The sequence below is a fragment of the Roseivivax marinus genome (genome assembly GCF_900109705.1).
Classification (GTDB): Bacteria; Pseudomonadota; Alphaproteobacteria; order Rhodobacterales; family Rhodobacteraceae; genus Roseivivax; species Roseivivax marinus.
In genome coordinates this window covers 454866-479747 of record NZ_FOAI01000001.1, presented here as the reverse complement: position 1 = coordinate 479747, position 24882 = coordinate 454866, and the positions used below count along the sequence as shown (strand labels likewise).

23 protein-coding genes are annotated in these 24882 nt (G+C 68.8%); 6 read left to right on the top strand and 17 right to left on the bottom strand.

Translation table 11 applies throughout. From position 1 onward, the window contains the following. Window positions 1-17 precede the first annotated feature (17 nt). Window positions 18-1022: a TraB/GumN family protein gene (locus BMX29_RS02185; RefSeq protein WP_092810012.1), complete on the top strand. Its 1005-nt coding sequence runs from the start codon at window positions 18-20 to the stop codon at window positions 1020-1022. 123 nt (window positions 1023-1145) lie between these two features. Here the strand turns inward: BMX29_RS02185 and BMX29_RS02180 are convergent, their stop codons facing one another. The 6 genes from BMX29_RS02180 to BMX29_RS02155 form a co-directional block, all read right to left on the bottom strand. Continuing rightward, entirely contained in the window at window positions 1146-3167 is a 2022-nt protein-coding gene (locus BMX29_RS02180) for a M3 family metallopeptidase (protein WP_092810010.1), read from the bottom strand. Between the two features lie 90 nt (window positions 3168-3257). Then, window positions 3258-4325 carry a HesA/MoeB/ThiF family protein gene (locus BMX29_RS02175; RefSeq protein WP_092810008.1) on the bottom strand — a complete coding sequence of 356 codons (1068 nt, stop codon included), beginning with the start codon at window positions 4323-4325 and terminating at the stop codon, window positions 3258-3260. Next, entirely contained in the window at window positions 4325-4798 is a 474-nt protein-coding gene (gene dut / locus BMX29_RS02170; protein ID WP_244889121.1) for a dUTP diphosphatase, read from the bottom strand. The genes BMX29_RS02175 and dut overlap by 1 nt, the downstream gene beginning before the upstream one ends. Further along, window positions 4795-5997: a bifunctional phosphopantothenoylcysteine decarboxylase/phosphopantothenate--cysteine ligase CoaBC gene (gene coaBC, locus BMX29_RS02165; protein ID WP_092810007.1), complete on the bottom strand. Its 1203-nt coding sequence runs from the start codon at window positions 5995-5997 to the stop codon at window positions 4795-4797. Before coaBC ends, dut begins: the two co-directional genes overlap by 4 nt. Before the next feature lie 78 nt (window positions 5998-6075). Beyond that, window positions 6076-6864 (bottom strand): ChaN family lipoprotein, encoded by a 789-nt coding sequence (locus BMX29_RS02160; RefSeq protein WP_244889120.1) that lies wholly within the window; start codon window positions 6862-6864, stop codon window positions 6076-6078. Further along, complete coding sequence (locus BMX29_RS02155) at window positions 6861-7739, bottom strand: RNA polymerase factor sigma-32 (RefSeq protein ID WP_043845485.1); 879 nt, start codon at window positions 7737-7739, stop codon at window positions 6861-6863. The genes BMX29_RS02160 and BMX29_RS02155 overlap by 4 nt, the downstream gene beginning before the upstream one ends. A gap of 296 nt (window positions 7740-8035) precedes the next feature. Here BMX29_RS02155 and BMX29_RS02150 point away from each other — a divergent pair, with 296 nt between their 5' ends. Further along, window positions 8036-9553 carry a YifB family Mg chelatase-like AAA ATPase gene (locus BMX29_RS02150; RefSeq protein ID WP_092810005.1) on the top strand — a complete coding sequence of 506 codons (1518 nt, stop codon included), beginning with the start codon at window positions 8036-8038 and terminating at the stop codon, window positions 9551-9553. Here BMX29_RS02150 and BMX29_RS02145 read toward each other — a convergent pair. The 4 genes from BMX29_RS02145 to rsmI all read right to left on the bottom strand — a co-directional run bounded on the left by BMX29_RS02145 (window position 9520) and on the right by rsmI (window position 12718). Continuing rightward, the gene (locus BMX29_RS02145; protein ID WP_092810004.1) at window positions 9520-10419 is read right to left on the bottom strand and encodes an alpha/beta hydrolase; all 900 of its coding nucleotides are present in this window, start codon (window positions 10417-10419) and stop codon (window positions 9520-9522) included. The genes BMX29_RS02150 and BMX29_RS02145 overlap by 34 nt on opposite strands. Continuing rightward, complete coding sequence (gene gshB, locus BMX29_RS02140; RefSeq protein WP_092810002.1) at window positions 10416-11351, bottom strand: glutathione synthase; 936 nt, start codon at window positions 11349-11351, stop codon at window positions 10416-10418. The genes BMX29_RS02145 and gshB overlap by 4 nt, the downstream gene beginning before the upstream one ends. An 85-nt stretch (window positions 11352-11436) precedes the next feature. Then, window positions 11437-11814, bottom strand: coding sequence for a YraN family protein (locus tag BMX29_RS02135; protein ID WP_092810000.1), 378 nt, complete (start codon window positions 11812-11814; stop codon window positions 11437-11439). Further along, entirely contained in the window at window positions 11801-12718 is a 918-nt protein-coding gene (gene rsmI, locus BMX29_RS02130) for a 16S rRNA (cytidine(1402)-2'-O)-methyltransferase (protein WP_092809998.1), read from the bottom strand. Before rsmI ends, BMX29_RS02135 begins: the two co-directional genes overlap by 14 nt. Before the next feature lie 85 nt (window positions 12719-12803). Here rsmI and BMX29_RS02125 point away from each other — a divergent pair, with 85 nt between their 5' ends. Together BMX29_RS02125 and BMX29_RS02120 are read left to right on the top strand one after the other, a co-directional pair. Then, window positions 12804-13970 (top strand): penicillin-binding protein activator, encoded by a 1167-nt coding sequence (locus BMX29_RS02125; protein ID WP_043845495.1) that lies wholly within the window; start codon window positions 12804-12806, stop codon window positions 13968-13970. Next, the gene (locus BMX29_RS02120) at window positions 13930-16770 is read left to right on the top strand and encodes a [protein-PII] uridylyltransferase (protein ID WP_092809984.1); all 2841 of its coding nucleotides are present in this window, start codon (window positions 13930-13932) and stop codon (window positions 16768-16770) included. The genes BMX29_RS02125 and BMX29_RS02120 overlap by 41 nt, the downstream gene beginning before the upstream one ends. A gap of 70 nt (window positions 16771-16840) precedes the next feature. On the opposite strand, the gene BMX29_RS02115 is transcribed toward BMX29_RS02120, so the two are convergent. From BMX29_RS02115 to BMX29_RS02085, 7 genes are read right to left on the bottom strand one after another with little or no spacing between them, the layout of a single operon-like run. Then, the gene (locus BMX29_RS02115; RefSeq protein ID WP_244889119.1) at window positions 16841-17731 is read right to left on the bottom strand and encodes a lysophospholipid acyltransferase family protein; all 891 of its coding nucleotides are present in this window, start codon (window positions 17729-17731) and stop codon (window positions 16841-16843) included. A gap of 35 nt (window positions 17732-17766) precedes the next feature. Then, a complete protein-coding gene (locus tag BMX29_RS02110; protein WP_043845497.1) occupies window positions 17767-18045 on the bottom strand; it encodes an HPr family phosphocarrier protein in 279 nt (92 codons plus the stop codon). Between the two features lie 33 nt (window positions 18046-18078). After that, window positions 18079-18501, bottom strand: coding sequence for a PTS sugar transporter subunit IIA (locus BMX29_RS02105; protein ID WP_092809982.1), 423 nt, complete (start codon window positions 18499-18501; stop codon window positions 18079-18081). Next, complete coding sequence (rapZ, locus tag BMX29_RS02100; RefSeq protein WP_043845500.1) at window positions 18498-19418, bottom strand: RNase adapter RapZ; 921 nt, start codon at window positions 19416-19418, stop codon at window positions 18498-18500. The genes BMX29_RS02105 and rapZ overlap by 4 nt, the downstream gene beginning before the upstream one ends. Window positions 19419-19425: 7 nt before the next feature. Further along, a complete protein-coding gene (locus tag BMX29_RS02095; protein WP_342342371.1) occupies window positions 19426-19788 on the bottom strand; it encodes an HPr kinase/phosphorylase in 363 nt (120 codons plus the stop codon). A 59-nt stretch (window positions 19789-19847) separates the two neighbouring features. Continuing rightward, complete coding sequence (locus tag BMX29_RS02090) at window positions 19848-21566, bottom strand: sensor histidine kinase (protein ID WP_092809978.1); 1719 nt, start codon at window positions 21564-21566, stop codon at window positions 19848-19850. A gap of 2 nt (window positions 21567-21568) precedes the next feature. Beyond that, window positions 21569-22270 (bottom strand): response regulator transcription factor, encoded by a 702-nt coding sequence (locus BMX29_RS02085; RefSeq protein WP_043845505.1) that lies wholly within the window; start codon window positions 22268-22270, stop codon window positions 21569-21571. A gap of 326 nt (window positions 22271-22596) precedes the next feature. Between BMX29_RS02085 and BMX29_RS02080 the strand changes: the two genes are divergently transcribed. Continuing rightward, window positions 22597-24195 (top strand): phosphoenolpyruvate carboxykinase, encoded by a 1599-nt coding sequence (locus tag BMX29_RS02080; RefSeq protein ID WP_092809976.1) that lies wholly within the window; start codon window positions 22597-22599, stop codon window positions 24193-24195. Window positions 24196-24328: 133 nt separating this feature from the next. Further along, the gene (locus tag BMX29_RS02075; protein WP_092809974.1) at window positions 24329-24871 is read left to right on the top strand and encodes a DUF3859 domain-containing protein; all 543 of its coding nucleotides are present in this window, start codon (window positions 24329-24331) and stop codon (window positions 24869-24871) included. The last annotated feature ends 11 nt before the right edge of the window (window positions 24872-24882 follow it).

The window sequence follows — 24882 nt, the reverse complement described above, 5'->3', positions numbered from 1 at the left end:
AAATCCCGGAGCCCCCCATGCGCCTCGTGCTTGCCGCCCTCGCGGCCTTCTCCCTCTGGACCGCGACGGCCGCGGCGGCGTGCGAGGGGCGCGACATGCGGCCCGACTTTTCGGACGCCGAGCGTGCCCTGCTGGACGAGGCCACGGCCTCCACCCCCTTCGGAGAGGGCAACCACTGGATCGCCGAGCGAGACGGCGAGGTCATCCACCTCGTCGGCACCATCCACATCTCGGACCCGCGGCTCGCCGCGCCGGCCGAGGGGCTGCGCGAGACGATCGATGGCTCCGGGCTACTGCTTCTGGAGATGACCCCGGGCGGCATGGAGGATCTCGAGCGCCGGATGCGCGAGGATCCGGGAATGCTGGTCCTCAAGGACACCGCCCTGCCCGAGCTGATGGAGGAGGCCGAATGGCAGCGCCTCGCCGAGGCGGCGAAGGCGCGGGGCATTCCACCGGTCATGGCCGCCAAGTTCCAGCCCTGGTATCTGTCGATGGTCCTTGCCTTGCCCGGCTGCGCGACCGAAAGCCCGTCGGTCCTCGACGGACTCGACGCACGGCTTCAGAGGATCGCCAAGGATACCGGCACACAGATGCAGGCGCTTGAGGACGTGGACACGGTGTTCCGGCTATTTCAGGACGCGCCCATGGAGGACCAGCTCGAGATGCTGCGCGCCGCCATCGTGCCCGGCGATGACGGCAGCGACATGATGGCCACCCTGATCGCCACCTATTTCGAAGAGCGCACGGCCGCGAGCTGGGAGCTGTCGCGCCTGATGTCGCGCCGGTCCTCCCCGCTTCCTCCCGAAGAGGTGGACGAGAGCTTCGACCAGATGGAAGCGACCCTTCTGACCGCCCGCAACGAGGCCTGGCTGCCCGTCATCCTCGACGCCGTCGAGGAGACCGCACAGCCGGTGGTCGTCGCCGCCGGAGCGGCGCACCTGCAGGGCGAAACCGGCCTGGCCGCGCTGCTGGAGGCGGAAGGCTTCACACTGACACGGGCGCCCTTCGCGACGCCCGAATGACGCCCGCCAGACGGATGCACGAACTGCGAGGGCCGGCCCGTCCCGGCGGGTCAGCCCGGAACCGCCTCCCCTCCCGATGACAGCTCCTCCGGGCGACGGATCCGCCGCCCGCGGCGCACGGGATCAGGCTGCGAGACCGCGCCCCCGCAAGAGCGCCTCGACGCCCGGCATCCGGCCGCGGAAATCGACGTAGAGCGTGTCCGGCTCGGCCGATCCGCCGCGCGAGAGTATCCGCTCCTCAAGCGCCTGGGCGGTGTCGCCGTCGAACGCATCGCCCTTCTCCTCGAAGGCGGCGAAGGCATCGGCGTCCATGACCTCGGACCACATGTAGCTGTAGTAACCGCTGGAATATCCGTCGCCCGCGAAGACGTGGGCGAAGTGCGGGGTGGCGTGGCGCATGACGATGGCCTCGGGCATCCCGAGCTCTTCCAGCACCTCGGCCTGTCGGTCCATCGGGTCGGCGGGCGCCGGTCCGGCGTGGAACTCGAGGTCCACCAGCGCCGAGGCAAGGTATTCCACCGTCTCGAAGCCCTGGTTGGCCAGCGCCGCGCCCTTCATCCGGTCGAGCATGTCCTGCGGCATCGGCTCGCCCGTCTCGACATGGGTGGCGAAGCGGCGCAGGACCTCGGGCTCGTCAAGCCAGTGCTCGAACAGCTGCGAGGGCAGCTCGACGAAGTCGCGGGCCACGCTCGTGCCCGAGATCGAACCGAACTCCACGTCCGACAGCATGTGATGCAGCGCGTGGCCGAACTCGTGAAAGAGCGTGCGCGCGTCGTCGTAGGACAGAAGCGCCGGCTCGCCCGCCGCCGGCTTCGCGAAGTTGCAGACGTTCACCGGAACGGCCGTGCGCGCCTCGGGCCTCTTCGATTGGCTGCGAAGCGCCGAGCACCACGCGCCCGACCTCTTGGACGCCCGCGCAAAGTAGTCGCCCACGAAAACCGCCGCGTGCGCGCCGTCGCGGGTCACCTCCCAGGCGCGGACGTCGGCGTGGTAAAGCGGCACGTCCACCTCGCGGAACTCCAGACCGAACAGGCGGTTGGCACAGTCCATCGCCGCCTCGATCATCCGCTCCAGCTGCAGGTACGGCTTGAGCGCCGTGTCGTCGATGTCGAACTCGGCGCGGCGGCGGCGCTCGGCGTAGTGGCGCCAGTCCCATGGCGCGAGCGTGCCGTTCACCCCGTCATCGGCCATCAATGCCTGGAGCTTTTCCTGATCCTCGAGCGCACGGGCGCGGGCCGGCTGCCAGACCGAGGTCAGCAACTCGCGCACCGCCTCGGGCGACTTGGCCATCTCCGGTTCCAGCTTGTAGGCCGCGAACGTGTCGTAGCCGAGCAGCTTGGCGCGCTCCTCGCGCAGCTTCAGCACCTCGGCGGCGATGGCGCGATTGTCGGTCTCGCCGCCCATCGCGCCACGCGAGGTCCATGCCCGCCACGCGGTCTCGCGCAGGTCGCGGCGGGTCGAGAACTGGAGGAACGGCACGATCAGCGAGCGCGAAAGCGTGATGACCGGTCCGTCGGCACCACGCTCCGCGCCGGCGGCGCGCGCCGAGGCGCACACGGTCTCGGGCAGACCTTCGAGGTCGCCCTCGCTCAGCTCCATCTGCCAGCCGCTCTCGTCTGCCAGAAGGTTCTGCGTGAACTGCGTACCCAGCACGGACAGACGCGACTTGATCTCGGTCATCCGGTCGGCTTGCGCGCCGGTCAGCGCGGCACCCGCCCGCACGAAGCTGCGGTGGGTGAGCTCCAGAAGCCGCGCTTCTTCCGCCGCGAGGTCCAGCGCCCCACGGTCTTGCCACAGCGCCTCGATCCTCTCGAACAGATCGCGGTTGCCGGTGATCGCCGCGCCGTGGGCGGCGAGCTTGGGCGCGAAGTCGCGCTGCAGGGCCTGACGGGCCGGGTTCGAATCCGCCCCGGCCAACGAGAAGAACACCGTCAGCACCCGGTCGAGCGCCCGCCCCGCCCCTTCGAGCGCGACGATGGTGTTCTCGAACGTGGCCGGCTCGGGATTCTCCGCGATCGCCGCCACCTCGGCGAGATGCTCGATCCGGGCGGTCTCGAACGCCGAGCCGAAATCGTCGTCCGAGATGCGGTCGAAGCGCGGCAGGCCGAAGGGCGTGTCCCACTCGGCGAGAAGCGGATTGGTCATGACGGTCTCCTTTCGGGCGGTCGGGCCGGGGCCCGGACTGGATATGGTGTGGCTGGAGCGGCGCGTCCACGCCCCGCCCCGTCGCGGCAATCAGGCCGTTCCACAGACCGGACAGTCGGCACGGCGCTTGAGCGCGATCTTCCGGGTCTCGGACCAGAGCCCGTCGTAGATCAGCATCTCGCCCCGCAGCGGCTGTCCGGCGCCGGTGACGAGCTTGATCGCCTCGACGGCCATCATCGAGCCCACCACCCCCGGCAGCGGCCCGATCACGCCGGCCTCGGCGCAGGACGGCGCAAGGCCGGGCGCCGGACGTTCGGGAAAAACGCACTGGTAACACGGCGCGCCGCGCGCGGGGTCGAAGACCGAGATCTGTCCCTCCCACTGGCTGAGAGCCCCGGAGATCAGCGGCAGCCCGCGCGCGACAGCGGCACGGTTGGCAAGGTAGCGGGTGTCGAAATTGTCCGAGCCGTCGAGGATCACGTCGTAGTCGGCGAACAGCTCCTCGGCGATCCCGGGCTCGAGCCGGCGATGATAGGGCTTCACCGCCACGAACGGGTTCTGTGCCTTCAGCGCGGCCTCGGCGGAAAAGACCTTGGGCTTTCCGATGTCGGCATCGTCGTGGATCACCTGCCGCTGGAGGTTGGCATTTTCCACCACGTCGTCGTCGATGACGCCCACCGTGCCCACCCCGGCCGCCGCAAGGTATTGCAGCGCCGGCGCGCCGAGGCCGCCCGCCCCGATCACCAGGACACGCGCGGAGTTGAGCGCCTTCTGCCCCGGACCTCCGACCTCTCGCAGAACGATATGCCGCGCGTAGCGCTCCAGCTCCGTCGCACCGAAGGTTCCGGCCTGCCGGGGCGGCGCCTCGGCGGCCTCCTCACGGGCAACCTCGGCCTCGTTCTCCTCGGCGCGGGCGCGCACCCGTTTCAGCACCGCGCGGTAGGCGACGATCAGCGCAACGAGCCCCGCCGCCACCAGCCACTGTCCTGCGCTGCCTCCCGTGGCCTCGCGCGCCGGGTGCCCGGCGGGCAGCACGACCTGAAGCGCGAGCACCGCGAGGAACAGCAGCCCCAGCATGTAGAGCCGCGCCGATCGCGGGGTGCCCATGTAGTGCCCGATCCCCCAAAGCATCGCGGCGATGAACAGGACCAGAAGCATCAGCGGCGGCCCGTGGAGCCGAAGCCGCCGGACCCCCGGCGGGTGTCATCGAGATGCGTCGCTTCCTCGAACACCGCGCGCACCACCGGCGCCAGCACCAGCTGCGCGATGCGGTCGCCGTGCGAGATATGAAAGGTCTCGTCCCCGAGGTTCATCACGATCACCCCGAGCGGCCCGCGATAGTCGCTGTCGATGGTGCCCGGCGAATTCGGCAGCGTGATGCCGTGATCGCGCGCAAGGCCCGATCGCGGGCGGATCTGCGCCTCGTAGCCGGTGGGCACGGCGATCCGCAGGCCCGTGGGGATCACCGCACGGCCGCCCGGCGCGATGTCCTGCCCCGTGCGGCCGGGAAAGTTCGCGCGCAGATCCGCGCCCGCCGCGCCGTCGCTGGCATAGCTCGGAAGACCCACGGTCCGGTCTGCCCCCTCATCCCAGAGGAAGCCCACGCGCACCTGCTCCATGCCGTCGCTCATGTGCCCTCTCCCAGCGTTTCGGCCACGCGCTCGGCCAGCTTGCGGGCCACCATGTCCTTGCCGACGCGGGGCCATGTCTCGGCGCCGTCGGCCGAGATCAGCGTCACCGCGTTCTCGGGCCCGCCCATGATGCCGGTCGCGGGCGACACGTCGTTTGCGAGGATCCAGTCGCAGCCCTTGCGGGCCCGTTTCTCGGTGGCGTGGCGGATCACGTCGTCCGTTTCGGCGGCGAACCCCACGACCAGCCGGGGCCGTCCCTCGGCCAGTTGCGAGACCTCGGCGAGGATGTCGGGGTTCTCGGCGAAGTGCAGCGTCGGCGGACCGTCGGCGCCCTTCTTGATCTTCGATCCGCTCTCCGCCGCCATGCGCCAGTCGGCCACGGCCGCGGCGCAGATCGCGGCGTCGGCGGGCAGCGCGGCGCGCACGGCGGCGTGCATCTCGCGCGCGGTCTCGACCCGGATCACCTCGACGCCCGCGGGCGGAGGCACGGTGGCGGGCCCGGTGACGAAGACGACCTCTGCGCCGAGCCCGGCAAGCGCCGTGGCGATGGCGGTTCCCTGTGCCCCCGACGAGCGGTTGGCGATGTAGCGCACCGGGTCGATGGGCTCGTGCGTGGGTCCGGAGGTCACGACGATCCGGCGCCCCCGGAGAGGCCCGTCGGCGAGCGCGTCTTCGGCGGCGGCGACGATCTCGGCCGGCTCGGCCATTCGGCCGGGGCCATGCTCTCCGCAGGCCATGTCGCCGGAATTCGGGCCCACGGTCAGGACGCCGTCACCCGCCAGCGTCGCGGCGTTGCGCTGCGTTGCGGGGTGCTCCCACATCCGGACGTTCATGGCTGGCGCAATCATCACCCGTGTGTCGGTGGCCATCAGGAGCGTCGAGGCGAGATCGTCGGCGTGACCCTGCGCCATCTTCGCCATCAGGTCCGCCGTCGCAGGCGCGACGATCACCAGATCGGCCACGCGGCTCAGCTGGATGTGCCCGATCTGCGCCTCGTTGGTCAGGTCGAAAAGGTCGCGGTGGACCTGCTCTCCGGCCAGGGCGGCGACGGACAGCGGCGTCACGAATTCCTCGGCGGCGCGGGTGAGGACCGGGGTGACCGACGCCCCGGCGCTGCGGAAACGGCGGATCAGGTCGAGCGACTTGTAGGCCGCGATGCCGCCGCCGACGATCAGGAGGATGCGCTTGCCAGCAAGCATGGGGATGAAACTCCGGCCGGTGGGACGAGGCGGAACGTAAGCCCCGCACCGGCGAAGGACAAGCGAGGGCCAGCGCCCTCAGCCGTCGCGAAACTGCGCACAGGGATCGCCTCGGTCCACGTCCGGGCCGATCTCGGTGAAGTCGAAGCCGCCTTCGGGCGCACCGTGGGCGGCTTCGCCCTGCCCGAACGCGGCGACCGCGACCTCGGGCGCCACCCTCGCGACGTAGGACGGCGCGCCCCAGTCTAGCCGCGCGTGACCGTTGCCGGTGATGACCGCGACCGGCCCGCCGGTCGCGTCGAGCGCCTCGAGCGCGGCACGGGCTATATAGGCGTCCCGCAGGCGCTGGATATCGATCATCACCGGCAGCATCTCGTCGGGAAGCGCGTCGCAGTGGGCCTCGGCCTGCAACGCCTCACGGGCCTCGCGCTGATCGTCGGGCAGCGGATCGGTCAGGCCATATTCGGCCGCCTGCGCGCCGAACATTTCGGCGATGGAGCGATCCATGATCTGCCGGGCTTCCTCACGCGGCAGGGCCGCGCCGTAGAAGGCCGCCTCTGGGGCCGCCGCAAAGATGGGGTAATACAGGGAAAAGTCGGGCCAGCCGCTCTCGGCCCAGCCAAGCGCCGCTTCCAAACCAGCCTCGTCACCGATCAATTCCGGCGTAACGGCCGCCGCCTGCGCGGGCGTCATCATCTCGAAGACGAGCGCGGCGGGCGCGATCTCGTCAACCAGCTCGGCCTGGCGGGCGTGATGTGCGGGATTGTCGTGCTGTTCGCCGAGAAAGACGATGTCGGCGTCATCGAACTCCGCCGCCCCGGCCATGCCGGCCGAGGCGGCGAGAACAAGGGCAAGGGCCCGGATCACGCGAGGAAGGCGTGGACTTCGCGCGATTGCGTCTCGAGAGAGCGGCGCATCTTGAGGAAAGCCGCAGCCTCGAGCTGGCGCACACGTTCCTTCGAGAGCCCCAGTTCGTTGCCGAGGCTTTCGAGCGTGCGGGCATCGTCGCGCAGCTTGCGCTCGCGCACGATGAAGCGCTCGCGGTCGTTCAGCGCCGACATCGCCGCCAGCAGCCACTCGCGCAGCTGTTCGGTGTCGTGGGTGTTCTCGACCAGCTCGGACGCCTGCGCGCTGTCGTCCTCCAGCGCGTCGATCCACTCGCGGCCCTCGTCCTCGACCGACTGCGTCGCGTTGAGCGAATAGTCGGAGCCCGACAGGCGGCCTTCCATCATCTCGACGTCGTGCAGCGGCACGCCGATCTCGGTCGAGATGAGCTGGCGCAGCTGGTGGCGGTCGAGGCTCTCGCCGCTCGCGGCGGCCTCGCGCTCGAGCCGGGCCTGAACGCGGCGCATGTTGAAGAACAGGGATTTCTGCGACGAGGTCGAGCCGGTGCGGACCATCGACCAGTTCCGCATCACGTAATCCTGGATCGAGGCCTTGATCCACCACACCGCGTATGTCGAGAAGCGCACGCCGCGGTCCGGATCGAACTTGTCGGCCGCCTTCATCAGACCGAGGCCGGCTTCCTGGATCAGGTCGTTCATCGGCGCGCCGTAGCGCTTGAACTTCGATGCCATGGAGATCGCGAGCCGCATATAGGCGGTGATCAGCCGATGCAGGCTTTTCTCGCAGCGCTCGTCCCGCCAAGCATAAGCAAGTTTCAACTCGGTTTCGGCATCGAGCAACTCGGCCTTCATGGCGCGACGGGACAGCGTCTGATCGTTGAAGGTTTCCAGTGCCATGGTGACTCCCGTGTTCCGGTGGGTGGCCGCCATGATCGCGACCCTCACTTGCCCTTACGGAGGCGGAACGCAGCCGGATCAGCCTTGGTTGCAAAAAAATGTCGGAACCCCTCGACATCGCGCAAATATCGCTTAGGGCGCATCCACCATTCGCACAGGTTGAATGCAGCAGGCCCGCAACGCTGCGCGCAAGATGGGCGACACCGGGACAATGCGTTCTGTGCCGTGCTCAGTGTTAACCAAGTTGAAACGTCGTTGCGGCGACCCTCGAGGCGCAAGCGGGCCCGGGGCGGCGCATGGTGGCACATTCCTACACGGTGGCGTTCGAGGGCGTGGAAGCGCGGCTCGTCGAGGTGCAGTGCGCGGTCACCCCGGGCCTGCCCGGCTTTTCGATCGTGGGCCTGCCCGACAAGGCGGTGAGCGAGGCGCGCGACCGCGTACGGGCGGCGCTGTCTGCGCTGTCGATCGCCCTGCCCTCGCGCAAGATTACCGTGAACCTCTCGCCCGCGGATCTGCCCAAGGAGGGCTCGCATTTCGACCTGCCTATCGCGCTCGGGCTGCTCGCCGCGCTCGACGTGGTGCCCCGCGACGCCGCCGCGGCGACCGTGTCGCTTGGCGAGTTGTCACTCGACGGAGCGCTAATGCCGGTGATCGGGGCTCTGCCGGCGGCCATGACAGCCGCCGAGGACGGGCGCGGCCTGCTTTGCCCGCACGCCTCGGGTCCCGAGGCCGCGTGGGTCGACGCCTGCCCGGTGATCGCGCCGCGCACGCTGCTGGAGGTCGTGAAACATTTCACCGGGCAGTCGGTCCTGCCGCCCTGCACCGCCGGAGAGATCGCCCGGCCCTCCGGCGCGCGCGACCTGCGCGACGTGAAGGGACAGGAACGCGCCAAGCGCGCGCTCGAGATCGCCGCCGCCGGCCGGCACCACCTGATACTCGTGGGGGCACCTGGTTCGGGCAAGTCGATGCTGGCTGCGCGAATGCCCGGGATCCTGCCGCCGCTGACGCCCGCAGAAGCGCTGGAAACCTCGATGATCCATTCGCTCGCGGGGCTGCTGGACGAGGGCGGGATCTCCATGGCGCGTCCCTTCCGCGAGCCGCACCACACCGCCAGCCAGGCCGCGATCATCGGCGGCGGGCGCGGCGCGAAACCGGGCGAGATCAGCCTCGCGCACAATGGCGTGCTGTTCATGGACGAATTTCCCGAGTTCCCCCGCACCGTGCTGGAGACCCTGCGCCAGCCGATCGAGACCGGCGAGGTCATGGTCGCGCGGGCCAACGCGCATGTCCGCTATCCCTGCCGGTTCTCGTTGGTCGCGGCGGCGAACCCGTGTCGCTGCGGGCACCTTGCGGACGCCGAGCGGGCCTGCTCGCGGGCGCCGGCCTGCGGCGAGGATTACATGGGCCGGATCTCGGGGCCGCTGATGGACCGCTTCGACCTGCGTGTGGAGGTGCCGCCGGTGGCCTATACAGACCTCGCGCTGCCGGGCTCGGGCGATGCCTCCGACGTCGTGGCAGCACGTGTTGCGGCCGCCCGGGAGGTGCAGACGAAACGCTACGAGGACCGGGGCGCGGGTCGAACGAACGCCGATGCCGAGGGCGCGCGTCTGGAAGAGGTGGCGGCACCGGATGCAGACGGCACGGCCCTTCTGTCGCGCGCCGCCGAGCGCTTCGGCCTCTCGGCGCGGGGCTATCACCGGATTCTGCGTGTGGCTCGCACCATCGCCGATCTCGACGGCAGCGACGCGGTCCGCCGCCCGCATGTGGCGGAGGCGGTGAGCTACCGGATCGTCGCGTCCTCGAACGCGGACTGAACGAAGCGCCCGGTGCTCTCGAGGCTGGCGCGTGCCTCGGGGATCCAGCCATCGAGAATCTGCCAGACATGCGGCACATCGGGCAGCGCCTCTTCGGTCACCGTCGCGCCGTACTGGCGCAGACGCGCGGCCATGCGGACAGAGTCGTCGCGCAGGATCTCCGACTCGCCGTATTGCAGCAGCACCGGGGGGCAGTCGGGAAACACCCCATAAAGCGGCGATGCGCGCCAGTCGGTGGGGCTGCGTCCGTTGAGGTAGAGATCCACGACTTCGGCCATGCGGTCTGCCGGCAGCATGGCGTCGAGATCGGCATTCTCGGTCAGGCTGTCGCCGGTCATGGCAAGGTCGGTCCACGGGGAAAAGGCGAAGGCAGCCAACGGCGGCGTGCCGCGCCGGCAGAGGCGCGACAGGAGGGCGAGGGCAAGACCGCCACCGGCGCTGTCGCCGCCGATGACGATGTCGCGTGGACGGTAGCCGAGCCGGCGCAGCTTCTTCCAAGCGCGGACGGCATCCTCGAAGGCAGCGGGAAAGGGGTGCTCGGGTGCGAGGCGGTAGCGCGGCGCGCAGATCTCCACACCCGAAAGGGTCGAAAGCTGCGCCAGAGGCCCGACGTATCCGTCCGGCGAGCCTGCAACGTAGGCACCGCCGTGAAAATAGAGGATCGCCGCGTTCTCGCGCGTGAGGCTCGCGCTGATCCAGGTGAGCCCGTCGGGCCGCGAGAACCGCCGCAGGAACGGCGGACGCCGCAGCAGCGGACGCAGCATGTCGACGTCGCTGGAGAAGTCGCCGGGGTTTTCAACGCGGGCCAGCCAGGGTTTGACCGTCCAGCGCATGTGCAGACCCAACAACTTCGATTGCCAGCTCATCCCTGTCGCGCCTCGATGGCCTCCCAGATCCGCCCTGCTACGTTAATTCCGTCGAAGCGTTCGAGTTCCTGAATTCCGGTGGGCGAGGTCACGTTGATCTCGGTCAGCCAGTCGCCGATCACGTCGATGCCGACGAAGATCTGACCCTTCTCGCGCAGGATCGGGCCGATGGCGGCGCAGATCTCGTGGTCCCGTTCGGTCATCTCGACCTTCTCGGGGCGCCCGCCCACATGCATGTTCGAGCGCACCTCGCCTTCGGCCGGGACGCGGTTGATGGCGCCCACCGCCTCGCCGTCGACGAGGATGATCCGCTTGTCGCCCTTCGTTACCGCCGGCAGGAACTTCTGCACGATCAGCGGCTCGCGCGAAAAGCCGGTGAACATCTGGTGCAGCGACGAGAGGTTCCGGTCATCGGCGCCCAGCTTGAAGATACCGGCCCCGCCGTTGCCGTAGAGCGGCTTGAGGATGACGTCCCCGTGGCGGGCGCGGAACGCCTTCAGCGTCTCGAGATCGCGCGCGATGGCAGTCGGCGGCGTCAATTCGGGGAAGTTCAGCACCAGCAGCTTTTCGGGCGAATTGCGCACCCAGAACGGGTCGTTGACCACCTGCGTGCCGGGCCCGAGCCGTTCCAGCAGGTGCGTCGTGGTGATGTAGTGCATGTCGAAGGGCGGATCCTGCCGCAGCCACACGACGTCGAACTCGTCGAGGTCCACATGCCGCATCTCGCCGAGGCTGGCGTGGTCGCCCTTCACACGCTGGACGCGCAGGTCCTGACCGCGGGCGGTGATGCGCCCCTCCTCGTAGGCGAGGTGATCGGGCGTGTAATAGAACAGCTCGTGCCCCCTTGCCTGTGCCTCCTCGGCAAGGCGGAAGGTGCTGTCGGCGTCGATGTTGACGGGCCCGATCGGGTCCATCTGGAAGGCGATTTTCATGTCTGTCCTCGCGGCGTCGGTCGGGCCCATAGATGGGGCAGCGGACCCGTGAGGGCAATGGCCGTGCCGCGCGCAGGTCCTGCGCTCAGGCGTTGCCGAAGGCGTTCTCGATCACGCGCACCGCGCCGTACTGGTCCACCAGAGCGACGTCGAAGCGGATCTCCGTCAGGCTTCCGTGCGGTTCGGTGGCACAGAATTCCTGGGCAGTGGTGCAGAGCCGGTCCATCTGGCGCCGTCCGAGCCGTTCCGCCGCACGGGAGAACGAGCGCCCGCGCTTGACCTCGACGAAGATGAGGCCGTCACCGTCGCGCGCGATGAGGTCGACCTCTCCTGCCCGGCCGCGCCAGCGCATGCAGGCAACGCCGTAGCCACGACGCCGGTAGTCGTCGGCAACGGCCATCTCGGCCGCCTGCCCCGCCCTGTGGGCCACCGCGCCGCGGTGCATCCGGTCAGTCGTCGTCATCGCCGCCCCCTTCGCGTTCGAGCGCCATGGCACGCTGGTAGACCGGCCGTCGCGACACGCCGAAACGCGACGACACCGAGTCGGCCGCGTCCCGCACCGACATGTTCCGCAGTGCCTCGGTCAGCGCCCGGTCTATCTCCTCTTCGCTAACCTTCGGTGAATCGCCGCGCCCGATCAGCAGCACCACCTCGCCCTTGGCCGCGGCCTCGTCGTAATGGGCGGCCAGCGCCCCGAGACTGTCCCTCCGGACCTCCTCGAACCGCTTGGTCAGCTCTCGCGCGACCACCGCCGGGCGCGTCTCGCCCATGATCCGCGCCGCTGCGGCCAGCGTCGCGCCCAGCCTGCGCGGAGATTCGTAGAGGATCAGCGTCGCGGGCACAGGTGCGATCTCGGCCAGCGTCTTGTCGCGCGCGCCCTTGGCCTGCGGCAGGAAGCCCGCGAAGAGGAACCGGTCGCTCGGCAGGCCCGACAGCGTCAGTCCGGCGATGGCAGCGGCCGGGCCGGGCGCGGTGGTCACCGGGTGCCCGGCCTCGGTCGCCGCGCGCACGAGGTCAAAGCCCGGGTCCGACACCAGCGGCGTGCCGGCCTCGGAACAGTAGACCACCGACCGTCCCTGCTCGAGTGCGGCCATCAGCTTGGGCCGGGCCTTGGCGCCGTTGTGGTCGTGGTAGGCGATGCAGGGCCGGCCGTTCAGCGCGACCCCGTGGATCTCGAGCAACCGGCGCAGCGAGCGCGTGTCCTCCGCGGCCAGCACGTCGGCCCCGGCCAGAAGGTCGAGCGCGCGCAGGGTGATGTCCCGGGCGTTCCCGATCGGCGTCGCCACGAGGTAAAGCCCCGGGGCCACCTCGCGAACGCTCCGTTTACTGTCTGCGCCGGGTCCGCATTCACTGTTGGACCGGTCCATGCGCTGCTCTACACTTTCGCGACAAATCGGCGCGGTGTCGGCGGCCCGCGCCCCACAATCCGACAGATCGAGGGAGTTTCCATCCATGTTTGCCCGTTTTGCACCCGCCCGCAAGGCGATCGGCCGCGCGGCGGCGGGTCTGGCCCTGTTGGGCCTCGCCGCCTGTGACGCGCCGCTGATGTCCGGCGGCCCCGGCATGACGCCGGGCCAGCCGGTCCAGGTCGCGCTGCTGCTTCCGCAGTCGGATTCCGGCGCCGCGCCCGTCGCGCGCGGCCTCGAGAACGCCGCGCGTCTCGCGCTTGCCGATCTCCAGGGCGCCGAGATCGATCTGCGGGTCTACGACACCGCCGGCCAGACCGGCACCGCCGCCGCCGTGGCGCAGCGCGCCGTCGACGAGGGTGCGGGTATCATCCTCGGGCCGCTCTACGGCGAGGCCGCCAACGCCGCCGCCGTCGCCGTGGCCGACGAGGGCGTCAACGTCCTGAGCTTCTCGAACAACACGCAGGTGGCCGGCGGCAATCTTTATGTGCTGGGCTCGACCTTCGAGAACAGCGCGAACCGGCTGGTATCCTACGCCTCGAACGAGGGCACCGACGACCTCGCCGTGCTCTACACCAACAACGTCGCCGGCCAGATCGGCCGAAACGCGATCCAGTCCGCCGCCGCGCGGAACGGTGCGCGCGTGGTGGCCGCCGAGGGCTACGACCTCAACTCCGAAAGCCTGAGCGGCGCAATCGGACGTGTGCAGCCGCTGGTCGCCAATGGGCAGGCCGACGGTCTTTTCCTGACCGACACCTGGGAAGGCGGCCTGTCGGTGGTCCTTCAGCTCGGCCCCGAGCAGGGCCTCTCGCCCGATGCGGTGCAGTACATGGGCCTCACCCGTTGGGACACCCGGCCGGACGGCTTCAACCTGCCCGGCGTCGAAGGCGCCTACTTCACCATGCCGGACCGCAGCGCCCGCCAGCGGTTCGAGAGCCGCTACCAGGCGGCATACGGGTCGGCCCCGCCGGCGCTTGCCGAACTCGGCTTCGACGGCATCGCGGCGATCGGAGCGCTGGCCGCGCAGGGCCGCTCGGACGCCCTCAGCGCCCGCGGGCTGACGCAGGGCTCTGGCTTCCAGGGCGCGACCGGGGTATTCCGCCTGAGACCCGATGGCACGAACCAGCGCGGCCTCGCCGTGGCGACCGTGCGGAACCAGCAGGTGGTGATCCTTGACCCAGCCCCAGGCGGCTTCCGCGGCGCCGGCTTCTGATCCGGCCCCCGACACGACACCCGACCGGGCCCAGGGCGGCCCGGCCGATCCCTCTGCGCCTGCGCTGATTGCGCCGGCCGCGGAGATCTTCGACCCCGAGACGGTGACCGCCGAGCTGGACGCCGCGATCGGCGAGGCCACGGACGAACCCAGCGTTCGTCGCGCGACGGTGCAGGTCCTCTCTGCCAGGCGGAAAGCAGGCCGCGAGGTCATCGCCGCCGCCGCCCGGGCCAACCCGATGGCCGCCCCCGAGATCACCCACGCCTACAGCTACCTCACCGACGGGCTGGTGCGTGCCGCGCTCGACGTCGCGACCGGGCGCCTGCACCGGAATCCCACGCCGACCGAATCCGAACGGCTCGCGGTGCTCGCCGTGGGCGGCTACGGCCGGGGCGAAATGGCGCCGCACTCGGACGTCGACCTGCTGTTCCTCACGCCCTACAAGATCACCGCCTGGGCCGAGAGCACGATCGAGTCGCTGCTCTACATCCTGTGGGACCTGAAGCTGAAGGTCGGCCATGCCTCGCGCACGGTGAAGGACTGCCTGCGGCTGGGGGGCGAGGATTTCACCATCCGCACATCGATGCTCGAGATGCGCTACCTCGCCGGGCACGCGCCGCTCGCGGACGAGCTGCACGAACGTCTCTGGGACGATCTCTTCGCCGGGACCGAGCGCGAGTTCATCGAGGCCAAGCTCGAGGAGCGGGCCGAACGGCACCGCAAGCAGGGCGGCCAACGCTACCTCGTGGAGCCCAACGTGAAGGAGGGCAAGGGCGGGCTGCGTGACCTGCAATCGCTGTTCTGGATCACCAAATACGTCTACCGCACCGAGGACACCGCCGAGCTGGTGCAGCTGGGCGTCTTCCGGCGCGAGGAGCACGAGACCTTCCGCCGGGCCGAAGCCTTCCTGTGGGCCGTGCGCTGCCAGCTGCACCTGATCGCGGGCCGCGCGATGGAGCAGCTGACCTTCGACATGCAGGTCGAGGTCGCCGCCGCCATGGGCTTCGAGGACCGGGCAGGCCGCCGCGGCGTCGAGATCTTCATGCAGGCCTATTTCCGTCACGCCACCGCGGTGGGTGACCTCACACGCATCGTGCTGACCTCGCTGGAGGCGCAGCAGCGCAAGGAGCCGCCGCTGCTCAAGCGGATGTTCTCGCGCGCGCCGCGCGTCGGCGCCGGCTACACCACCGAAACCGGCCGCCTGATCTTCGAGAACGCGACGGAATTCCTGTCGGACAAGCTGAACTTGCTGCGGATTTTCCGGGAGTCCGAGCATACCGGCGTGCAGATCCACCCCGAGGCGCTGCGGCTCATCAAGGCGAACCTGCACCTGATCGACGAGGACATGCGCCGCAACCCCGAGGCGCAGGCGATCTTCCTAGACCTGCTTCTCGGCGACGGCAGCCCGAGCCGTGCGCTGCGGCGGATGAACGAGCTTGGGATGCTCGGCACCTTCATCCCCGAGTTCGAGCCCATCGTCGCGATGATGCAGTTCAACATGTATCACAGCTACACGGTGGACGAGCACACCATCCAGTGCATCTGGCACCTCTCCGAGATCGAAGAGCACCACCTGGTCGAGGACCTGCCCGTCGCGACCTCGATCCTCGAGGAGGGCGTGAACCGCCGTATCCTCTACGTCGCGCTGCTCCTTCACGACATCGGCAAGGGCCGGGACGAGGATCACTCGGTGGTCGGCGCCAAGATCGCCCGCAAGGTCGCCCCCCGCCTCGGCCTCGACGAGGACGAGTGCGAAACCATCGAGTGGCTGGTGCGCCACCACCTGCTGATGTCCGACATGGCCCAGAAGCGCGACATTGCAGACCCGCGCACCGTGCGCGACTTCGCCAAGGCGGTGAAAAGTCGAGAGCGGCTGGACCTGCTGCTTCTGCTGACGGTCTGCGACATCCGCGGTGTCGGGCCGAACACCTGGAACAACTGGAAAGCCGCTCTGCTGCGCGCGCTTTACCGCCAGACCCGGCGGGCGCTCGAGTCGGGCATGGAAGATCTCAACCGCGCCAACCGCGGGGCCGAGGCCAAGCGGCTTCTGGCGGAGCAGCTCTCGGACTGGGACGACGACGCGCTCGCGGCCGAGATCGACCGTCACTACGACCCCTACTGGCAGGGACTGCACGTCACCGCCCACGTGGTGCTGGCGAACCTTCTGCGGGACATCTCGAACGACGAGATCCGCATCGACATCCACCCGGACGAGGATCGCGACGCCACCCGGGTCGCCTTCGCGCTGGTGGACCACCCCGGCATCTTCTCGCGGCTGGCCGGAGCGTTGGCACTGGCCGGCGCGGACGTGGTCGATGCGCGCACCTACACGACCAAGGACGGCTACGCGACGGCGGCCTTCTGGATCCAGGACGGCGACGGCAACCCCTACGAGGCCGAGCGCCTGCCCCGCCTGCGCGACACCATCCGAAAAACCCTGCTGGGCGAGGTCGTGGCCCGCGAGGCGATCAAGTCGAAGGACAAGATCAACAAGCGCGAACGCGCCTTCCGCGTCCCCACCTCGATCACCTTCGACAATGACGGGTCGGAAATCTACACGATCATCGAGGTCGACACCCGCGACCGGCCAGGCCTGCTTTACGACCTGACGCGGACCTTGGCGGCACAGAACATCTACATCGCCAGCGCCGTCATCGCGACCTACGGCGAGCAGGTGGTCGACAGCTTCTACGTCAAGGACATGTTCGGGCTGAAGCTGCACTCCAAGCCGCGCCAGAAGGCGCTCGAACGCAAGCTGCGCGACGCGATCGCCGCCGGGGTGGAGCGCGCCTACAGCTGACGAACGCGTGCCCGCTCCTACGGTGCGGGTTGTGCGCGTCAGTTTCTGCGAATGGAGAAGGCCGTCGCCCTCAGCCGCGGGTCGCGCCGAGTTCCATCGTGATCTCACGCAGGCGCGCCACCAGGTCGCGCCCGCCCAGGCCCATGCCGCGGATCTCGTCGGGGCCGATGGGAGCGCCGATCACCGGCGCCTGCGGCCGGTTGCAGGCCGCCACCACCTCGTGGATCAGCAGGCCCTGCCGAAGCGTCGCCGACAGCCTGTTCGCCACCTGGTAGGCGCGGCTGTTCTGACCGGGGAAATGCACCGGCAGCACGGTGGCCCCGGAGCGCTGGATCAGGTTGGCGGTGAACGGGTTCCAGGCAGCCTCCACCGCCGGGCCGAACCACCGCTCGGACGCGGCGACCACGCCCGAGGGGAACAGCGCCACGAGCCCCCCGTCCTGCAGATGCCCCATCGCGCGGCGGCGCATCTCGAGCCCTTGCTCCTTGGCGTCGATCTCGTGCTGGAACGGCACGGGGATCATGAAGCGCTCGACCTCGCGCACGCCGGTCAGGAGCGAGCGGGTGAGGATCTTGTAGTCGCGCCTGACCCGGCCGATCAGCTCCGCCAGCACCATGCCGTCCACCAGACCGTGCGGGTGGTTGGCAACCAGCACCACCGGCCCCTCACGCGGGATGCGCGCGATCTGATCCTCGGGCGTCTCGAGCGCGATTCCCATGATCGACAGCGCCTGCGCCCAGAACGCCTGCCCCTCGGCTGGGCCGATCCGCTCGAAGCGGCGGACCATGTGCAGAAGCGGCAGCTTGCCGGTCGCCCACTCCATCGCGCGGATCGTGCCGCGCTTCCACGGGTTCTCGAACGTACCGGCGTAGCTCAGCTTGCGCTTGTCGTATGGCGCCTGCGGCGGAGCCGGGACCGGGGCCAGACGGTGCGGCACATCGCGGCGGGTATGGGACTCCACGCCCGTGCGTCGCGCGGGCGCGGTCGGGTCCGGCGTCAGCATGACTCACCGAAGCGATTCGCGATCAGCGCCTCGATCGCATCGGCCAGCGCCTCGGCATCGGCGCCGGACGTTTCGATCTCGATCGTTGAGCCCTTTGCCGCAGCAAGCATGAGAAGCCCCATGATGCTGTCACCCGAGGCGCTCTGGCCATCGCGGCTGACCTCGGCAGAGGCGTCGAACCCCTCCACCACTTCAACGAGCTTGGCCGACGCGCGGGCGTGCAGGCCTTTTTCGTTCACGATCTTCAGCTCTTTGCGGACGGTGGTGGTCATCTCACTCCCCGGACGCGCCGCGGCCCTGCCCTTTCAGGCCGAGCGCGTCTCTGCATCCGTGCCGTATTCCGGCTTGATGTTCTGGCTGTCAATGTATTTTCGCCCTGCTTCCAAGGCGATGCGGACCGCGTCGCCCACCGATTTCTGCCGCGACTTCGCTAGCTTGATGAGCATGGGGAGGTTGGCGCCATAAAGGATCCGGCGGTTGTCGGGCTGGCAGGCGCGCAGGCTGAGATTCGAGGGCGAGCCGCCGAACATGTCCACGACGATCACCACGCCGTCGCCCTGGTCTACGGCGTCGGCTGCGGTGCAGATCTCGGACTGCTTGTCGCTGCGGTCGTGCTCCGCCTCGATCGAGATCGCCCGCATGCCGTCCTGCACACCGACGACATGCTCCACCGCGGAAAGATATTCCCGCGCAAGTCCACCATGGGCCACGATCACGATGCCGATCACGCGTTCGTCTCTCCGCACTTCGGGTCTTCGGACCGGTTGGCGCGCGGGCCGAGCCCCTGCCGATCCAGCTCGCGATGTCTAAGTGACACGCTCCAGCCACGATCTGCAAGAGCGCGGGCCACCCGTTCCGTCGCGGTCACGGAGCGGTGACGTCCCCCGGTGCAGCCGAACGCGATGGTGACGTGCGCCTTGCCCTCGGCGCGATGCTGCGGGAGCAGGAAGTCCAGCATGTCCAGCACCCGGTCCTCGAACCCGGAATAGCGCGGATCGGCGGTGACGTGCTCCACGACCGCGGTATCGAGCCCCGTGAACGGACGCAGTTCCGGATCCCAGTGCGGATTGCGCAGGAACCGGCAGTCGAGGACCATGTCCGCGCCCTGAGGCAGGCCCCGCTTGTAGGAAAACGACACCACCGACACCGACAGGTGCCGCGCCTCGCCCGTGCCGTAGCGGTCGGCGAGGACGGCCCGCAGATCGTGCGGCGTCAGTTCCGTGGTGTCGATCAGCGTGTCGGCGCGGGCGCGCACCGGTTCCAGCAACGCACGCTCGCGCTCGATCCCCTCGGAGGGCGCGGCGTCGGGCGTCAGCGGGTGCCGGCGGCGGGTCTCGGAGTAGCGCCGGACGAGCACGTTGATCGCGCAGTCGAGGTAGAGCAGCTCCAGCTGGGCGCCGTCGGCCTCTGCGCCCTGCCCGTGCAGCGCCAGCAGCGCGTCCACCGAGAAATCGCGGTTCCGGACGTCCAGACCCAGCGCCATCGGGCGGTCCAGCCGGGGACCGTCCAGAAGCCGCGGGATCAGGCTCAGCGGCATATTGTCGATTGCTTCGAAGCCCAGGTCCTCGAGCGCGTTGATCGCCGTCGTGCGTCCCGCGCCGGACGGGCCGGTCACGAGGACCACGCGCGCTTCCGATGGGGTCATGTTGCGCCTACTCCTTTCGCCCGCCCTTCAGATATTGGACCAGCGCCGCAGCGAAGTGGGGATGCTCGACCTTGTGAAGGAGCGCGACCTCGCGTGACAAGAGCGAAACCGTGCGACGGGGCGGCAGGCGATCGCTTTCCGTGCGCGTGAGGTCCACCACGACACACACCGCCGCGTGGGGCACAGTGTCGGCACCGAGAAGGCCGACCCCCCGCGCCTCGATCATGCCTTGTATCGGGTCGGGGGCGGACGCGACGAGCTCACCGTCTTGATCGCGCAGAATCACGCGATCGTCCGAGACGAGGACCGCACCGCGCGCCATCATCTCGAGCGCGAGCACGGACTTGCCGCTGCCAGAAGGCCCTTGGATCAGCGCCGCGTGCCCGTCGACCGCGACCGCGGTGGCGTGGAGGACGAGCGGCTCGCCGGTCAGAGCGGCAGGCCCACGACGAAGCGTGCGCCCAGCGGCTCGGAGGTCACGTCGGCCTCGGTCGGCCGGATGTTCTCGGCCCAGATCACACCGCCATGCGCCTCGACGATCTGCTTGGAGATCGCGAGGCCGAGGCCGGAATTGTTGCCGAAGTCCGTTTCAGGGCGCTGCGAGTAGAAGCGCTTGAAGATCTTGGTCAGTGCCTGGTCCGGGATGCCGGGGCCGGTGTCCTCTACCACGACGAGCACGCGGTTCTCGCGGCGCCGCGCCCAGACCCGGATCGCGTCGCCGTCCTCGCAGAACGAGATGGCGTTGGTGATGAGGTTCACGAAGACCTGAGCGAGGCGCGCCTCCAGCCCGTGAATGCGGATCGGGCGAGGCGGCAGATCGGTGATGAACTCGATGCCCTTCTTCTTGGCGTCCTGGCCGAGGAACTGGGCGATGTTGTCGATCATCTCGAGCAGGTTGAACTCCTGCTCCTCCTCCTTGACCAACTCGCTGTCGAGACGCGAGGCGTTCGAGATATCGGAGACCAGCCGGTCGAGCCGGCGGACGTCGTGCTCGATCACGTCGAGGAGCTTCTGTCGGTGCTCCTCCTTCTTGACCATGCGCAACGAGCCCACGGCCGAGCGCAGCGAGGCGAGCGGGTTCTTGATTTCGTGCGCGACGTCGGCGGCGAACTGCTCGTTGCCGTCGATACGGTCGTAAAGCGCGCCGACCATGCCGCGCAGCGCGCCGGACAGGCGCCCGATCTCGTCGGGGCGCGCGGTCAGGTCGGGGATGCGGATGCGGCCGGACGCGCCCTTCGCGCGGTTGCGCTCGCGCCCGATCTCGGCGGCCTCGGCCAGATCCGAGATCGGGTGCGCGATGGTCGAGGCCAGCACCAGACTCAGCCCGATCGACACCAACGTGGCGATCATGAACATCTGCAGCACACGCTCGCGCTCCATCCGCACGGCGGCGTCGATCTCGGCGGCGGGCGTGACCACGCCGATATAGCCGATGATGCGCTCGCCCTGCTCGATCGGCGTGAGCGCGGTGAACTCGGTTTCGCCGCTGTCGGCGGTGGACTGGAGCACCTGGGTATCACGCGGAGGATCGGCTTCGATCAACCGGCGCAGGCGATCCTCCAGCGTGATCGGCTCGTCGCCCGAGAGGATCGTGAAGAGCCCCGAGGTCACCTGCCACAATGCCGCGAGGAAGTCCGAAATGACCGTGGGTTGCTCCGCCTGAGCGTCAGTTGCCGCGGGCAGCGCGCCGATGGCCTCGCCCACGAGAACCGTGCGCGCGTCGAAAACCAGCAGGCGCGTGCCGTCGCGCAGTTCGAGCCCGTCCAGGGTATCGCGCACGTCGATGCCGTCGCCGGTGGCGAGGTTCACGGGGGCCGCGCTCGGCACCTGCGCCTCGAACACGTCCGAGATCAGCTCGGCCTCGGCCTGAGCGGCATTGGCGCGCTGGATCGCGAGCGTGTCACGCGACGCGTTGAGGAACAGGATCCCGGCCACCATCACGTTCAGCGCGATGAGGTTGAACGTGATGATCTTGCGCGTGAGCGGCGAGCGGTTCAGCGAGAAGAAACCGCGGCGGGCACGGCTTTCCCGCAGCTCCCGCTCCACGGTGCTGTCGGGGGCGACCCAGTCGTCGCCGAGCACCACGTCGTCGTCGCGGCGCTCGTCGCGCGTGTCGTCCGGCGAGTCGATCCGCTCGGCCAGGGCCATGCTCACTCTTCGTTGTAGCGGTAGCCGATCCCGTAGAGCGTCTCGATCGCCGAGAACTCGGTATCGACCGAACGCATCTTCTTGCGGAGACGCTTGATATGGCTGTCGATGGTGCGGTCGTCGACGTAGACCTGATCGTCGTAGGCCACGTCCATGAGCTGATCGCGGGACTTCACGAAGCCCGGCCGCTGGGCGAGCGCCTGAAGCAGCAGGAACTCGGTCACGGTAAGCGACACGTCCTGCCCCTTCCATGTCACCGAGTGGCGCAGCGGATCCATAGTGAGCGACCCGCGGACCATCAGCTTGGTCTCTTCGGTCTCGCCCACGGCGCCGGTGGCCACGGCTTCCTGACGGCGCAGGAGCGCGCGGATACGTTCCACCAGAAGGCGTTGGCTGAACGGCTTCTTGACGTAGTCGTCCGCGCCCATGCGCAGGCCGAGCACCTCGTCGATCTCGTCGTCTTTCGAGGTCAGGAAGATCACCGGCATCTTGGATTTCTGGCGCACGCGCTGCAGCAGATCCATGCCGTCCATCCGGGGCATCTTGATGTCGAAGACGGCCATGTCCGGCATCTTCTTGTTGAAGGCATCGAGCGCGGACTGACCGTCATTATAGGTCTCCACCTCGAAGCCTTCCGCCTCGAGCGTGAGCGACACCGACGTCAGAATGTTCCTGTCATCGTCCACAAGGGCGATTTTGGACATTGGGGCTTTCCTCGTACTGCTCATGACATGTTTTTTCCCAGTATGAGACCCTTCGCCCCGTCCGGCAATTGCCATGTGCGAATCACCGTCACGCCGCGGCCATAATGCAACCCCATTGCCGTGACTAAGCGGTTAAGCGCCATCCGGTCGCCATCCTCTCACCCCCTGCGCGAAAGATGATTGCGCTAAACCGGGCTTGGTTGCGCTAACCGGCTTGAACCGGCCTGTTCACCGCCGAAATCGTCATGCTAGAGCCGGCACACGCCGGCATACCGGCGCGGTATAGCGCAGAGTTCGTGCATCGGCGCGACACGAGGAGAAGAACCATGACATCTGGACGGGTGAACCCGCAGTTCCGGCTCGAAGATCAGGGGATCGAGGGCCTCGGATCCGTCTATTACAATCTCATGGAGCCGGCGTTGATCGACGAGGCGCTCAAGCGCGGCGAAGGCGCACTGGGCCGCGGCGGCGCATTCCTCGTCTCCACGGGGGCCTTCACCGGCCGGTCGCCGAAGGACAAGCACGTCGTGCGCACGCCCTCGGTCGAGGACGAGATCTGGTGGGAGAACAACGCGCCGATGTCGCCCGAGGGCTTCGACGCGCTCTATGCCGACATGCTCGAGCACATGAAGGGCCGCGACTACTTCGTCGAGGACCTGACCGGCGGCGCCGACCCGGCCCACGCCATCAAGGTCCGCGTCGTCACCGAGCTGGCCTGGCACGGCCTCTTCATCCGTCACATGCTGCGTCGCCCGGACCGCGAGGACCTCGACCGCTTCCTCGCCGACTTCACGATCATCAACTGCCCGAGCTTCAAGGCCGACCCCAAGAAGCACGACTGCCGCTCGGAGACGGTGATCGCACTGAACTTCGACCGGAAGCTCATCCTGATCGGCAACACCGAGTACGCGGGCGAGAACAAGAAGTCCGTCTTCACCCTGCTCAACTACCTGCTGCCGCAGAAGGGCGTGATGCCGATGCATTGCTCGGCCAACCACGCGCGCGGCAACCCGGTGGATTCCGCGATCTTCTTCGGCCTGTCCGGCACCGGCAAGACGACCCTCTCGGCCGACCCCGACCGCGTGCTGATCGGCGACGACGAACACGGCTGGTCCGACCGCGGCATCTTCAACTTCGAAGGCGGCTGCTACGCCAAGACGATCAACCTCAGCCGCGAGGCCGAGCCCGAGATCTACGACACCACCTCGAAGTTCGGCACCGTCATCGAGAACATGGTCTACGACGAGGAGACCTTCGCTCTCGACTTCGACGACGACAGCCTGACCGCGAACATGCGTTGCGCCTACCCGCTGGACTACATCTCGAACGCCTCCAAGACGGCGCTCGGCGGGCACCCCAAGAACATCATCATGCTGACCTGCGACGCCTTCGGCGTGCTGCCGCCCATCGCGCGGCTGACCCCGGCGCAGGCGATGTACCACTTCCTGTCGGGCTTCACCGCCAAGGTCGCCGGCACCGAGCGTGGCGTGACCGAACCGCAGCCGACCTTCTCGACCTGCTTCGGCGCGCCGTTCATGCCGCGCCGTCCCGAAGTCTACGGCAACCTGCTGCGCGACAAGATCGCCAAGCACGGCGCGACCTGCTGGCTGGTGAACACCGGCTGGACCGGCGGTGCCTACGGCCAGGGCTCGCGGATGCCCATCCGCGCCACGCGCGCGCTGCTGACCGCGGCGCTCGACGGCAGCCTCGCCAACGCGCCGTTCCGCAAGGACCCCAACTTCGGCTTCGAGGTGCCGGTCAAGGTCGAGGGCGTGGCCGAGCTGCTGCTCGACCCGCGCCGGACCTGGGATGACAAGTCCGCCTACGACGCGCAGGCCGGGAAGCTGGTGCAGATGTTCGCCGACAACTTCGCCCAGTACGCCCCCTACATCGACGACGACGTGAAGGCTGCGGCCATCGGCTGAGGCCTGTGCCCGAACGCATGCCAAAGGCGCGTCCGGCGGGGCGCGCCTTTTTCATCGCCGGACCGGCGGCGGGTCGCCCACACCGCCCCCCGGCGCGGTTGACAATGGTCCCCTCTCGGCGCCCTCTGGCGCCATGATCCGCGCCCTCATCCCCCTCGCCCTGATCGCTGCCCTGCCCGCCGTGGCGCAGGAGGACACCGCGCCCCTGCGTTTCGACGAAGAGCGTTTCCGCGCCGTTCAGGGCGTGTTCTGCGAAGTCCCCTCGGAAGGCGAGCTCGAGGCGCCCGGCACCGTCGCCGGACGGATCGAGCTCTTCTCGGTCGTGCCCGAGTTCCAGTGGCGCACCCACGTGGTTCCGGCGGTCGACGGCATCAGCTTCGGGATCAAGACGCAGGCGGTGCGGGGGCTGATCCTCGACGGTGTGACAATCACCCTGACCCACCCGCCCTTCCGCGAGTCGGGCGCCACGCGGCAGAGCTACGTCACCATGATCGGCGGCGCCTCCGAATCGATCAACGCCTATACCTTCGACACCGAGGAAGAGCGCGTCACCGGAACGTGGACCTTCACCGCCGAGCAGAACGGGGACGAGATCTACTCGGCCCGGTTCGAGGTCGTGCCGCCCGCACAGGCACCCGAGATCGCCGGCGCATGCGGATCGGTGCCGATGTCCTGAGCCACGCGGGC